Origin of the sequence: Haloplanus sp. C73, assembly GCF_051195115.1 — an archaeon.
GTDB lineage: Archaea > Halobacteriota > Halobacteria > Halobacteriales > Haloferacaceae > Haloplanus.
This window is the reverse complement of record NZ_JBNTJZ010000003.1, coordinates 169190-182243: the sequence shown is the minus strand read 5'-3', so window position 1 is coordinate 182243 and position 13054 is coordinate 169190. Positions and strand designations below refer to the sequence as shown.

13 protein-coding genes and 3 pseudogenes are annotated in these 13054 nt (G+C 67.0%); 14 read left to right on the top strand and 2 right to left on the bottom strand.

All coding sequences use genetic code 11. The features are described from left to right. Nucleotides 1–40 precede the first annotated feature (40 nt). From hisA to ACQUSQ_RS07420, 5 genes are all read left to right on the top strand, one after another. Nucleotides 41–763 (top strand): 1-(5-phosphoribosyl)-5-[(5-phosphoribosylamino)methylideneamino]imidazole-4-carboxamide isomerase, encoded by a 723-nt coding sequence (hisA, locus tag ACQUSQ_RS07440; protein WP_435067904.1) that lies wholly within the window; start codon nt 41–43, stop codon nt 761–763. A gap of 39 nt (nt 764–802) precedes the next feature. After that, the gene (gene hisB / locus ACQUSQ_RS07435) at nt 803–1387 is read left to right on the top strand and encodes an imidazoleglycerol-phosphate dehydratase HisB (protein WP_435067903.1); all 585 of its coding nucleotides are present in this window, start codon (nt 803–805) and stop codon (nt 1385–1387) included. A 73-nt stretch (nt 1388–1460) separates the two neighbouring features. Continuing rightward, nucleotides 1461–1712: a hypothetical protein gene (locus ACQUSQ_RS07430; RefSeq protein ID WP_435067902.1), complete on the top strand. Its 252-nt coding sequence runs from the start codon at nt 1461–1463 to the stop codon at nt 1710–1712. Nucleotides 1713–1775: 63 nt separating this feature from the next. Continuing rightward, nucleotides 1776–2276 (top strand): amino acid-binding protein, encoded by a 501-nt coding sequence (locus ACQUSQ_RS07425; RefSeq protein WP_435067901.1) that lies wholly within the window; start codon nt 1776–1778, stop codon nt 2274–2276. After that, nucleotides 2276–2878 carry an IMPACT family protein gene (locus ACQUSQ_RS07420; RefSeq protein ID WP_435067900.1) on the top strand — a complete coding sequence of 201 codons (603 nt, stop codon included), beginning with the start codon at nt 2276–2278 and terminating at the stop codon, nt 2876–2878. The genes ACQUSQ_RS07425 and ACQUSQ_RS07420 overlap by 1 nt, the downstream gene beginning before the upstream one ends. A gap of 102 nt (nt 2879–2980) precedes the next feature. On the opposite strand, the gene upp is transcribed toward ACQUSQ_RS07420, so the two are convergent. Both upp and ACQUSQ_RS07410 read right to left on the bottom strand, forming a co-directional pair. Continuing rightward, nucleotides 2981–3655, bottom strand: coding sequence for a uracil phosphoribosyltransferase (gene upp / locus ACQUSQ_RS07415; protein WP_435067899.1), 675 nt, complete (start codon nt 3653–3655; stop codon nt 2981–2983). A 75-nt stretch (nt 3656–3730) separates the two neighbouring features. Further along, nucleotides 3731–3928, bottom strand: a complete 198-nt coding sequence (locus tag ACQUSQ_RS07410; protein WP_435067898.1) for a hypothetical protein — start codon at nt 3926–3928, stop codon at nt 3731–3733. A 396-nt stretch (nt 3929–4324) separates the two neighbouring features. Between ACQUSQ_RS07410 and ACQUSQ_RS07405 the strand changes: the two are divergent. The 9 genes and pseudogenes from ACQUSQ_RS07405 to ACQUSQ_RS07365 form a co-directional block, all read left to right on the top strand. Then, nucleotides 4325–4684: pseudogene (locus tag ACQUSQ_RS07405) on the top strand (AAA family ATPase); the annotation flags it as partial. A 3-nt stretch (nt 4685–4687) separates the two neighbouring features. Then, nucleotides 4688–5986, top strand: a pseudogene (locus ACQUSQ_RS07400) (NUMOD3 domain-containing DNA-binding protein); the annotation flags it as partial. A 3-nt stretch (nt 5987–5989) separates the two neighbouring features. Continuing rightward, nucleotides 5990–6604: pseudogene (locus ACQUSQ_RS07395) on the top strand (replication factor C small subunit); the annotation flags it as partial. A 92-nt stretch (nt 6605–6696) separates the two neighbouring features. Further along, nucleotides 6697–9465 carry an alanine--tRNA ligase gene (gene alaS, locus ACQUSQ_RS07390; protein WP_435067897.1) on the top strand — a complete coding sequence of 923 codons (2769 nt, stop codon included), beginning with the start codon at nt 6697–6699 and terminating at the stop codon, nt 9463–9465. Between the two features lie 42 nt (nt 9466–9507). After that, nucleotides 9508–9759 carry a hypothetical protein gene (locus ACQUSQ_RS07385; protein WP_435067896.1) on the top strand — a complete coding sequence of 84 codons (252 nt, stop codon included), beginning with the start codon at nt 9508–9510 and terminating at the stop codon, nt 9757–9759. A gap of 33 nt (nt 9760–9792) precedes the next feature. Next, nucleotides 9793–10560: an alpha/beta fold hydrolase gene (locus ACQUSQ_RS07380; protein WP_435067895.1), complete on the top strand. Its 768-nt coding sequence runs from the start codon at nt 9793–9795 to the stop codon at nt 10558–10560. Nucleotides 10561–10593: 33 nt separating this feature from the next. Beyond that, nucleotides 10594–11283: a type 1 glutamine amidotransferase gene (locus tag ACQUSQ_RS07375; RefSeq protein WP_435067894.1), complete on the top strand. Its 690-nt coding sequence runs from the start codon at nt 10594–10596 to the stop codon at nt 11281–11283. Between the two features lie 39 nt (nt 11284–11322). Then, nucleotides 11323–12105: an HVO_0234 family beta-propeller protein gene (locus tag ACQUSQ_RS07370; RefSeq protein WP_435067893.1), complete on the top strand. Its 783-nt coding sequence runs from the start codon at nt 11323–11325 to the stop codon at nt 12103–12105. Nucleotides 12106–12142: 37 nt separating this feature from the next. Next, complete coding sequence (locus ACQUSQ_RS07365; RefSeq protein WP_435067892.1) at nt 12143–12997, top strand: ribose-phosphate diphosphokinase; 855 nt, start codon at nt 12143–12145, stop codon at nt 12995–12997. The last annotated feature ends 57 nt before the right edge of the window (nt 12998–13054 follow it).

Sequence of the window (13054 nt, the reverse complement as noted above, 5' to 3'; positions counted from 1 at the left end):
GGAACGGAGGGTTTAGGCCGTCGCCCCTCACAGGGCCGGTATGACCCAGTTCTCGACGTTCGAGGTGATTCCCGCCGTCGATATGCAGGACGGCGAGGTGGTGCAACTGGTACAGGGGGAGCGCGGGACCGAGACGCGATACGGCGACCCCGTCGAGGCGGCGCGCCGATGGGTCGACGCCGGTGCGGAGACCCTGCATCTGGTCGATTTGGACGGCGCCTTCGACGGCGAACGCGCCAACGCGGCGGCAGTCGAGGCCGTCGTCTCCGCGGTGGATGTCCCCGTCCAACTCGGGGGCGGCATCCGCACCGTCGACGACGCCGTTTCGCTCATCGACCGCGGCGTCGAGCGGGTGATTCTCGGCACCGCCGCCGTCGAAGACCCCGATATCGTCCGCCGAATCAGCGAGCGACGCCCGGGGAGCGTCGTGGTCAGTCTGGACGCGAAAGGCGACGAAGTCGTCGTCTCTGGGTGGACCGAGGGGACGGGCCTCGACCCCGTCGAGGCCGCGGGGCGGTACGCCGACCTCGGTGCGGCGGCCATCCTCTTTACCGACGTCGACGTCGAGGGTCGACTGGAGGGGGTCCGCGCCGACCGAATCGAGCGCTTGGCCGACGCAGTCGACATCCCCGTCATCGCCAGCGGCGGCGTCGCCAGCCTCGACGACGTGCGGGCGTGTCGCGAGGCGGGGGCCGCGGCGGTGGTCGTCGGCACCGCGCTGTACGAGGGCGCGTTCACCCTCGAAGCGGCGATGGACGCGTAGAGGCGCAACCGACTTACGCCCGCCCCGCGAGGGTCGGATATGGACCGTACCGCCGCTCGAACCCGCGAAACCGCGGAGACGACCATCGAGGTGACCCTCGACGTCGACGGCGAGGGCGACGCCCGCGTCGATACCGGCATCGGCTTCTTCGACCACATGCTCGAATCCTTCGCCAAGCACGGCCTGTTCGACCTGACCGTCGACTGTGACGGTGATCTCCACATCGACGACCACCACACCGTCGAGGACGTGGCGCTGGTGCTGGGCGCGGCCTTCGAGGACGCCCTCGGCGACAAGCGGGGCATCCGTCGCTTCGCCGACCGCCGAATCCCGCTCGACGAGGCGGTGGCCAGCGTCGTCCTCGACGTGAGCGGTCGCCCCCTCTTTCGGTTCGACGGCGAGTTCACCGAGGAGCGCGTCGGCGAGTTCACGACCGTCATGGCCCGGCACTTCGCCCGCTCGCTGGCGATGCAGGCCGGTCTCACCCTCCACGCCGAGGTGACGGGCGAGAACGCCCACCACGAGGTGGAGGCGCTGTTCAAGGCGCTCGCGCGCACCCTCGACGACGCCACGCGCATCGACGAGCGACGCTCCGACACGCCGAGTACGAAAGGCGAGCTGTAGCGAACGTCTCCTGACGTATGTTCTTTCGACGCGCGTCGTTAGTTATTTGATTGCGGGGGGCGACGGGGCGTCCATGCAGGCGTTCGAACGGCTCGAAAGCGATACGTCGAAACTGGTCGTGCTGTACCTGCACCGCGTCGGGGACGCGACGCCCGACCGGATTGCGGAGCGACTTCGACTCCCGCTGTTGACCGTCCTCGCCACCGTCCGCCATCTGGACGACGAGGGTATCGTTCGCCGCCTCGACGGGTCCGACCGAATCGTCCTCGTGAAGCACGCGCCCGAGCAGCACTCGCCCGCTGACCGGATGCACGACACCGTCTGAGCGGCGTTGCCGGCGGGGCCGCCAACCCCAAGACGGAAGCGACCCACCCGACTACACGTCCGTATGTTCGACGAGATTATGGAGAAGTTCGAGGGGAGCCCGAGCCAGCAGGCGGTGATTCGGCTCCTGCTCGAACGCGGCTTCTCCGTCAACGACGAGGGTCGCGTCGTCTCCGGCGGGATAGAGATTCCCAACACGGGAATCGCCCGCGAAATCGGCGTCGACCGCCGGGTGGTCGATTCGACCACCGACGCCATCCTCGACGACCCCCAACTCCGGCGCATCTTCCAGAACATCACCGCCATTCCGAGCCTGATGGACCTCGCGCCCGTCCTCGACCTGACGGTGCTCACCGTCTGGGTCGACGACGAAACCGAATCGGGCATCGTCGCCGACGTGACCGGCGCCATCGCCGACCACGACATCTCCATCCGACAGGTCATCAGCGAGGACCCCGAGTTCGTCGACGACTCCAAACTCTATGTCATCACGGACGCCAGCCTCCCCGGTGACCTGCTGGTCGAGATTCGGGAGCTACCCTACGTCCGCCGGGTCGAGTTCTGATGAGCGACGACGCCTTTCTGACAGTCGCCGAGCGCGGACAGGCCGAGTTTGAAGTGAAAGGCTCGGAGTTCATCGGCCACGTCGCCCCCGCCGAGTCCGTCGACGCCGCGGAGGCGTTCGTGAGCGAGGTGCGCGACGCCTACGCCGACGCCACCCACAACGTCCCCGCGTACCGGGTGCCTGAGGGCGATATGCTCCGCGAGTGGGCGAGCGACGACGGTGAACCCACGAACTCGGCGGGCAAGCCCGCCCTGAACGTCCTCGTCCAGCGCGAAGTGCGCAACGTCGTCGCCGTCGTGACCCGCTACTACGGCGGCGTCAACCTCGGCGTCGGCGGGTTGGCGCGGGCCTATGCTCGCGGCGTGAGCGACGCCCTCGACGCCGCCGGCGTGGTCGAAGAGCGCCCCCACGAGCGACTCACGGTCACCGTCGAGTACGACGACTCCGGCACCGTCCGTGGCATTCTCGAAAGCGTGGGCGCCGAGTTCGACGCCGCCTACGAGGCCACCGTCACGTTCGACGTTCGCGTCCCCGTCGACGAGGCCGACCCGCTCCGCGACCGGTTGCGGAGCGCGACCGGCGGCCGCGTCGAGTTGGGGTGAGCTACGGAGGACTACTGTGCGCTCGGGTGGTCGGCGACGAGTGGAGATATGTCGACGTGAAATCGATTGCAGTCTGCCGATTTTCGACCGGAAGGAGAGGGGTTACTTCGTCCGGAAGGCGCGGTCGCCAGCGTCGCCGAGGCCGGGGACGATGAAGCCGTCGTCGTCGAGGTGGTCGTCGATGGAGACGGTGAGCAGGTCGGCTTCGGGAACCGCCTCGCGAACGCGAAGCAGGCCGGCGGGGGCGCTGACCGCCGAGAGGACGAACACGTTCTCCGGGTCGGCGTCGGTGAGGACGTGTTCGAGGACGGCGGTCATCGTCGACCCCGTCGCGAGCATCGGGTCGGCGACGATGACGGTGTCTTCTGGGCCGATTTCGGGGAGTTTCACGTAGTCGACCGTAATCGGGAACTCGCCGTCCTCGTTCATGCCCGCCTCCTCGTCGCGGCCGGCGCTGATGACACCCTGTTTCGCGCGGGGGAACGCCTTCAGCAGGCCCTCGACGAACGGCGTCGCCGCCCGGAGGACGTTGATGATGACCACGTCGTCGAGGCCTTTGACGCGCTCGCCCGTCGTCTCCGCCATCGGCGTCTCCAGCGAGACGTACTCCGTCTCCATCGCACCGTCGATGATTTCGTAGCCACAGATGCGCCCGAGTTTCACCAGTCCCTTGCGGAAGGCGACCTGTTCGGTGTCGACGTCGCGAATCTTCGAGAGCGTGTCCTTGGCCAGCGCGTGCGTGATGAGGTGGGCCTCGTCTCGGTCTTCGATGGTCATACCCGCTACTCCGCGAGTCGAGCGTAATAAATTCCCGTTCGTCAGCCGCCGTGTCAGTCCTTCACGGCCCCGCTCTCACCGCGTCACGAGATGCGTAATCGCCATCAGGATGAGGGTCAGCGAGGCGGCGTTCCAGACCGAGAACCCGAGGAGGCCGACGACCGACAGCCCCCAGACGACAACCGTCCCGAACACCGCCGACAGAACGAGATTCATCACGAAGAGTACGCGCGGGTCGCCCTGTGACGCCATACGCCGTGGTGTCGCGGGCATCTCCTTAAACCGTCGGATGGCCGTCTCGCGGAGTGTTCAGATACGCGGATGAATTTGGGACCACCTCGAAAGCCCCGACTCGCTGGAGTCGGGAGCCTCGCTGCGCTCCTCGGCCTTCGGCCTGCGGTGCTTGCGTCGGCTTCCTTCCTCCAGCGAGTCGCCCCTTTCAGTCCCGCCCGGCGGCAGCCGGTCAGCCAGTCGACGCGGGCGGGACTGAAAGGGGCCGGTGTCTCGGCGTGCCCGGACGACGCAAGCACCGCAACGGAGTGAGGAGCGCAGCGAGTCCCGGGAGCCGAGACACCGGGGGCTTTCGAGGTGTCTTCAGTTCGAGCGCGCTAATCTGAGTACTATCACCGTCTCGGGGAGTTTATGTGCGGACCGGCCCCTTGCACCCGTATGAGCGAGGCCGAGGGGTCGTCCACGGGGCGGGAAATCTGGATAGAGAAGTATCGCCCGCAGACCCTCGACGACGTGAAGGGACAGGACGACATCGTCGACCGACTGCAGAGCTACATCGAGCGCAACGACCTGCCCCACCTCCTCTTTTCGGGGCCGGCGGGCGTCGGGAAGACCACCTGCTCCACAGCTATCGCCCGCGAGGTGTACGGCGACGACTGGCGGGGCAACTTCCTCGAACTCAACGCCTCCGACGAGCGCGGTATCGACGTGGTTCGGGACCGAATCAAGAGCTTCGCCCGGTCCTCCTTCGGCGGCTTCGACTACCGCATCATATTCCTTGATGAGGCAGACTCGTTGTGCGTGCCGCCGGGGACCGAAGTGGTGACGGGATATCCGTCCAAACCGGAAGTCAAGCCGATAGAGGAGGTGAGCGCTGATGGTGAACCGATTCCCTCTGTCGACTTCGAGACGAACGAAATACAGTCTGACAAGGGGACCCTCGTCGATTCCGGTATTGCGGATTTCTTTGAAATCGAACTGGAGGACGGACGGACGATATCGGCGAGTTTGACTCACCCGTTTTTCGTCGTTGCTGACGACGGAACACTCGTGGAAACGGAACTGCAGGACCTTTCGCCGGGAGACGAAATCGCAGATTTCAAAGATGATATCGGCGTGTCGCAGTGTGAAATCTGTGACGCGTGGACTGCAGGCCGATTCTGTTCCGTGGATTGCAAGAACGAGGGGCATAGCCGCGACATGCGTGGCGAGCAGAACCCGATGTACGGGACGACGTGGTCGGACGAGCGGCGACGGAAAATCGTCGAGAAACTCTCCGATGGGCGATTTGCGGGCGAAAACAACCCGAACTACGGAGGAGAGTTCCACGGCGTCCACGTCTGGGAGATGGACGAGGAGACGGTCGAGCGGGTCCGCGAAACGATTAGCGAGATGCGGTCCGGAACCTCGTGGGAGGACTGGGTCGTCGATGCCGACCCCGAGCGGGTACTAGCGGATATCGGGGCGTCAGCCGCCGACTGGTGGGCGTCTCTCGACGACGAGGAGAAGTCGAGGGTCGTCAGGAAGAGCGTCGAAAACACCGATTATCCGGTCTGTGATATCAGCGGCGACGACAACCCGATGCGTGACCCCGAGGTCGCACAGAAAGTCTCGGACGCACTGCAGGGACACGAACCGACTGGTGGCAACGTCAGACACAGTGACGAACTTGGACATCTCGTCCGGTCTGACTGGGAGTACGAGGTCGGGAAGGCGTTACAGGAGGCTGGCATCGAATACGAGTACGAACCGGCGTTCGAACTGTCCGACTCGGTGTATCATCCCGACTTCTTGGTCGACGATACCGTCATCGAGGTCAAAGGAGTCGCTAAACTGTGGGGACAGACGGAGAAGGTTGAAGAGTTCCTCGACACCTACGGTGACGAATACACGTTCGTCGTCGTCGGTGACGGTGACCTTCCGCATCACGAACACTACGAGCGAGCGGAGTTCGAGCCTGCAGTCCTTTCCGACGGCGGCCTCCAAACGGTGCAAACCGCGAAAATAGAGCGCATCGAACACAGCCACCGTGGAAAAGCCTACAACATCAGCATGGAGGGAACGCCGAACTTCATGCTCGCTAACGGGATTCTGACCCACAACACCTCCGACGCCCAGTCAGCGCTCCGCCGGACGATGGAGCAGTTCGCCGACAACACCCGCTTTATCCTCTCCTGTAACTACTCCAGCCGCATCATCGACCCCATCCAGTCTCGATGTGCCGTCTTCCGCTTCTCCCCGCTTCCGGACGAGGCTGTCGCCGCGCAGGCGCGAGAGATAGCCGAGGCCGAGGGCATCGACCTGACCGAGGACGGCCTCGACGCTCTCGTCTACGCCGCCAGCGGCGACATGCGACGGGCCATCAACACGTTGCAGGCGGCGGCGACGACGGGCGAAACCGTCGACGACGAGGCCGTCTACACCGTCACCAGCACCGCCCGACCCGAGGAAATCGAGTCGATGGTCGAGGCGGCTATCGAGGGTGATTTCCCGCGCGCCCGGTCGACGCTCGAAACCCTACTCGTCGACTCCGGGATGGCCGGGGGCGACGTCATCGACCAACTTCACCGCTCGGCGTGGGAGTTCGACATCGACGACCGCCGGACGGTCAAACTGATGGAGCGACTGGGCGAGGCCGACTACCGCATCACCGAGGGTGCGAACGAGCGGGTGCAGTTGGAGGCGATGCTGGCGGCCTTGGCGTTAGACGAGGAGTGAATCGCGCGCCGGCGACACCTCGCCGTCGCCGAAATCGGCGCCCTCTCGCCTTCCCGGAACTGTTTTAGGCGGAGACGGGCCAACAAGGCATAATGAGCGAACTCGAAGACGCCTACCGTCTCGATTACTTCGAGGACGAGGGGTTCACTCGACAGGAGTGTGCCTCGTGTGGCGTGCATTTCTGGTCGCGTATCGAGCGCGACACCTGCGGTGAGCCGCCCTGTGACGACTACTCGTTTATCGGCAACCCCGGATTCGACGACGCGCACTCGCTGGAGGAGATGCGCGAGGCCTTCCTCTCCTTTTTCGAGGACAACGGTCACGAGCGCATCGACCCGTACCCCGTCGCCGCGAACCGCTGGCGCGACGACGTCCTCCTCACGCAGGCGTCGATTTACGACTTCCAGCCGCTCGTCACGTCGGGTGAGACGCCGCCGCCCGCCAACCCCCTGACCATCAGCCAGCCCTGCATCCGGATGCAGGACATCGACAACGTGGGCAAGACGGGCCGCCACACGATGGCTTTCGAGATGATGGCCCACCACGCCTTCAACGCCCGCGAGGAGGCCGACGGCGAGTACGCCTACGAGGGCGAGGTGTACTGGAAAGACGAGACGGTCGAGTTCTGCGACCAGTTCTTCGAACACATGGGCGCCGACCCCGCCGAAATCACGTACATCGAGGACCCGTGGGTTGGCGGGGGCAACGCCGGCCCGGCGTTCGAAGTCATCTACCGTGGCCTCGAACTCGCCACGCTCGTCTTCATGTCGATGGAGCAGGACCCCGACGGCGAGTACGAGATGAAAGACGGCAACCGCTACAGCCCGATGGACACGTACATCGTCGACACGGGCTACGGGCTGGAGCGGTGGACGTGGATGTCACAGGGCACGCCCACGGTGTACGAGGCCGTCTACCCCGAGATGATAGATGTCCTCTCTGAACACGCCGGCATCGACCACTCCGAGGAGGAGGAAGCACTCATCCGTGACGCCGCTCGCCTCTCGGGCTATCTCGACATCGACGAGGTTGAGGACCTCGCCTCGGCCCGCGCGGACGTGGCCGACGAACTCGGTGTCGACCCCGAGCGCCTCACCGACCTTCTCGAACCGCTCGAAGACGTCTACGCCATCGCCGACCACTGCCGAACGCTGGCGTACATGTTCGGCGACGGCATCGTCCCCTCGAACGTCGGAACGGGGTATCTCGCGCGCATGGTCCTCCGGCGGACCAAGCGCCTCGTCGACGGTCTCGACATCGACGTCCCCCTCGACGAACTGGTCGATATGCAGGCCGAGCGCCTCGGCTACGCCAACCGCGACACCATCCGCGACATGGTGCGCACGGAGGAGCGCAAGTACCGCGAGACGCTCGAACGCGGCGCCCGAAAGGTCGAGAGCATCGCGGAGGACTACGCCGAGCGCGGCGAGCCGATTCCGCGCCAGACGCTCATCGAACTCTACGACTCTCACGGCATCCAGCCCGACATGGTGGCGGATATCGCCCGCGACCACGGCGCGACAGTCGACGTCCCGGACGACTTCTACGGGCTGGTCGCCGCCCGACACGGGGAAGAGGGCGTCAACGAGGTCGATGCCGAGCGCGACGAGCGACTGGGCGACCTCCCCGAGACCGACCGCCTGTTCTACGAGGACCAAGACCGAACCGAGTTCGAGGCGGTCGTCCTCGACGTGTTCGAGCGCGAGGACGGCTACGACGTCGTCCTCGACCAGACGATGTTCTACCCGGAGGGCGGGGGACAGCCAGCCGACACGGGCGTGCTCTCGACGGATGAGACGACGGTCGAAGTGACCGACGTCCAGCGTCGGAACGGCGTCGTGCTTCACCACACGGACGGCAACCCCGGCAAGGGCGAGTTCGTCCGCGGGCAGATAGACGCGGAGCGTCGCTTCCGGCTGATGCGGCATCACACCGCGACTCACGTCATCGGCTACGCCGCCCGGCAGGTACTCGGCCAGCACGTCCGGCAGGCGGGTGCCCAGAAGGGGACCGACCGCGCCCGTCTCGACGTCCGACACTTCCGGCGCATCTCCCGCGAGGAGGTGAAAGAAATCGAGCGCGTCGCCAACGACATCGTGACGGACAACCACCACGTCACACAGGAGTGGCCGGACCGCCACGAGGCGGAGGCCGAACATGGCTTCGACCTGTATCAGGGCGGGGTGCCGCCGGGCGAGCAGATTCGCCTCATCCACGTCGACGAGGACGTGCAGGCGTGTGCGGGCACGCACGTCTCTCGAACGGGCGACATCGGCGCCATCAAGGTGCTCACGACCGAGCCGGTGCAGGACGGCGTCGAGCGCATCGTCTTCGCGGCGGGCGAGGCGGCCATCGAGGCGACCCAGCGCACCGAAGACGCGCTCTACGACGCGGCGGACGTCCTCGACGTGTCGCCGGAGGATGTCCCCGAGACGGCGGAACGCTTCTTCGAGGAGTGGAAGGCCCGAGGCAAACAGATTGACCAGCTCAAATCCGAACTCGCCGAGGTTCGCGCCGCGTCGGCGACGGAGGACGAGGTGGATATCGACGGCGTCGACGCCGTGATTCGGCGGATGGACGCCGACGCCGACGAACTGCGTGTCACCGCAAACGCCATCGTCGACGAGGGCGCGGTGGCCGTCCTCGGGAGCGCACAGGGCGGGAGCGCGCAGTTCGTCGTTGGCGTCCCCGACGGCGTCGACGTCAACGCTGGCGAAGTCGTGGGCCGACTCGCCTCGCAAGTCGGCGGCGGCGGCGGCGGCCCCCCGGACTTCGCACAGGGAGGTGGCCCGGACGTCGACGCCCTCGACGACGCCCTCGACGACGCGGCGGACATCCTCCGGGCGATGCAGGACGCCTGAGTCGGACGAACGTTCATATGTGAAGCCGCAGACAGTCAGCGTGTGAAAGCACCGTCGTACGACTCCCGCACGTCGGCGCTGACGGTTTTTGCCCTCCTCACCGTCGGTGTCGTGGCGCTTTCAATCGTGGCGGTTCCGGCTGGCTCGCTGTTTCGCGAGGTGACGCTTTTCGACCTGCTGGCCGGCGCGAACCCGGTCGATTTGCCGTCGCTGGCTTACACGGTCACTCTGATTCTGGTCGGTCTCGCGGCTACGCTCATCGGCCTCCTCCTCCTGACCGCGCGCTTGGACTGAGCGTATAAGTGGCTCGGGGCTGGACGGGCACGTATGCCGACCGCATCGAACGGGTCCGTGTCGCTGTACTACGAAGTCGACGGCGAGGGCGAGACTGTCGTCTTCCTCGGCGACGTGGGGTACGGCGCGTGGCAGTGGGGGTGGCAACACGGCGGCCTCTCGGGGCCGTTCGAGACGCTGGTGACCGACCTTCGCGGCGCCGGGCGCTCCGACGCGCCATCGGGCCCCTACGCCGTCGACGACCTCGCGGCCGACGTGCAGGCGGTACTCGACGACCACGGGGAGCGCCGGGTCCACGTCGTCGGCGCCGGCTTGGGTGGGATGGTCGCACTCGAACTCGCGCGGCTCTCGACACGTCCCCGGTCGCTCGCACTCCTCGGGACGGCCGCCGCCGGGGCCGGACTCTCGCTCGACCCCCTGTTCGGCGCGCCCGACGACCCGGACGCGCTGGAGTCGTCGCTCGCGGCGGCGCTCTCTCGTGACTTTATCGACTCGCGGCCCGCCGACGTCGAGCAGATGGTCGAGTGGCGCGCCGCCGAAGACGCCACGCGGGCGGCGTGGGAGGCTCAAGCCGCCGCCGTCGAGGCGTTCGATATCTCCGACCGCCTGTACGAAATCGACTGCCCGGCGCTCGTCGTCCACGGTAGCGACGACGCCGTCTGGCCGGTCGAACGCGGGCGTCGACTGGCTGAGAACCTGCCTCGCGGAGAGTTCGTCGAACTCGACGCCGGCCATCTCGTCGGCATCGAGCGCGCTCGCGAGGTGAACGACCGCCTCTTTGGCCATATCGAGTCGGCGTAAGAGTCTCGTCGCTCGGTCCCCTTTCCAGACGTAATGCTGCGGTTCGCTCTACTCGACGCCTCTCACGGCACCGAACACACGCGCCGGAACTTTCGCCGCGAACTCGACGCCGCCCTCGTCGAGTTCGACGTGAGCGCCGGCGACCTGCCGCCCGATTTCGACTACGACGCCGTCGTCGTGACCGGGTCGCGCTCGTCCGTCTACGGGTCCGAACCGTGGATAGACGACCTGCTCGACTGGATTGGGTCGGCGGCCGACCGAGGCCTCCCGATTCTCGGCGTCTGTTACGGCCATCAGGCGCTCGCGGCGGCGCTCGGCGGTCAAGTCGAGTCGATGGGCGACTACGAACTCGGGTATCGCGAGGTTCGGACCGTCGACGACGACCCGCTGTTCGCCGGCATCGACACGCCGTTCACGGCCTTTCAGGCGCATTCGGACCGCGTGACCGCCCTGCCGCCGGGCGCGACGCGTCTCGCCGAGAACGACCGCGGCGTGCAGGCGTTTCGGCGCGGCAACTGCTGGGGCGTCCAGTTCCATCCCGAGTACGACCAGTCGAGCGCCGAGGAGGTGGCGCGCGGGACAGACTTGCCCGCCGACCGAATCCAGCGCGTCGTCGACGGCATCGACGACGACGCCTACGACGCCGCCTGCCGAACCAAACGCCTGTTCGACAACTTCGTCGAGCACGTGCGCCGACACACGGTGGACGAACCGCCCGCCTGACTCGCCCACGTTTTTGAGGGACGCCCGCCGAGAGGCGGTATGGACCAAGAGATAGACGAGAAACGCGTCTACGCCGACCGGACGGGCGCCGAGACGGTGCTAATCGCCGCCGAACAGGGGGTCGTGATTGCGTCCCTGTCCGGCGACCGGGTCGGAGAGTTTGGCCTCGAACACCGCACCGCCGCCCGCGACGTCGCCGCCGCCGGGAACCGCCGCGCCATCGCCACCGCCGAGGACGTCCTCGTCGGCGACGACGAACCGACGGACTTCGGCCCCGCCGTCACCGTCGGCTTCGACGGTGAGGCGCTTCTCGCGGCCGGCCCGGACGGGCGCGTCGCGCGCCTCGACGACGAGTGGGCGACCCTCGGAACCGTCACGGACCCCCGCGCCATCGACGGCGGGATGGTCGCCGCCGACAGCGGGGTTCATCAGGTCGTCGACGACGGCCTTCGGAACGTCGGCCTCGGCGATGTCCGCGACGTCCACGGGCGAGGGATGCCGCTCGCGGCGACCGGAAACGGCCTGTATCGGCTCGGCAACGGGTGGATGGACGACGCGGAGGGGGCGTTCGACGCCGTGAGCGTCGCCGCCGACGACCGGGCACACGCCGCCGGCGACGACGGCCTGTTCGAGCGTGAGCGCGTCGGGTCGTGGCACCCGGTCGACGTGCCGACCGACGCCCGCCTCGCCGACGTGGCCCACACCGACGCGGCGACAGTCGCCGTCACCGAAACGGGGACGCTCCTCGCGGACGCGGGCGACGGCTGGCGGACACAGGAACTCGGCGTGACGGGCGTCGCTGGCGTCGCCGTGCAGGCCTAACGGAAACGGTTTTCGGGGCGCGTATCGACCATCGGGTATGATAATCCCCGGCTCTGCCTCGCAGGCACTCGGCGCGGCCCTCGCCGCCGAGACGGGTCGCGACCTCGCCGCGGTGTCGTACGACCGGTTCCCGGACGGCGAAGGCATGGCGTCGGTCGATATCGACGACGTGAGCGGCGACCGGGCCGTCGTCGTCGCCTCGACGCAGTCCGACGCCGACTACGTCGAACTCCTGCAGTTACAGGATGCCGTCCGCGAGGCGGGCGTCGACCACGTCACGACCGTCCTGCCCTACATGGGCTACGGCCGACAGGAACGCGCGTTCGAACCCGGTCAGCCCGTCTCTGCGCGGGCGATGGCCCGCGCCGTCTCGACCGGTACCGACCGGGTCGTCCTCGTCAACCCCCACGAGGAATCGGTGACCGAGTTCTTCGACGTGCCCTGTTCGGTGGTCGACGCGGCGCCGACACTCGCCGACCCGCTCCCGTCCGATTTGACCGACCCGCTCTTTCTCTCCCCCGACGCGGGCGCTATCGCACTCGCCGAGTCGGTTCGGGACGCGTACGGCGGCGGCGACGTCGACTACTTCGAGAAGGTGCGGCACTCGGGGACCGACGTCGACATCACGCCCAGCGACGCCGACGTCGCGGGTCGGGCCGTGGTCGTCGTCGACGACATCGTCGCCACCGGGTCGACGATGAGCGAGTCCATCGGCGTCCTCACCGACCGCGACGCCGCCGACGTGTTCGTCGCGTGCGTCCACCCGTTGTTCGCGCGGAGCGCGCGGACGAAACTCGAACGCGCCGGCGTCACCGACATCTACGCCACGGACACAATCGAGCGCGATATCACCGCCGTCTCCGTCGCGCCCGTCGTTGCCGACGCGCTCTGAGGGCGCACCGTCGCCGCCTCCGGGACGCTTTTGAAACCGGACAACGAACACACAGGT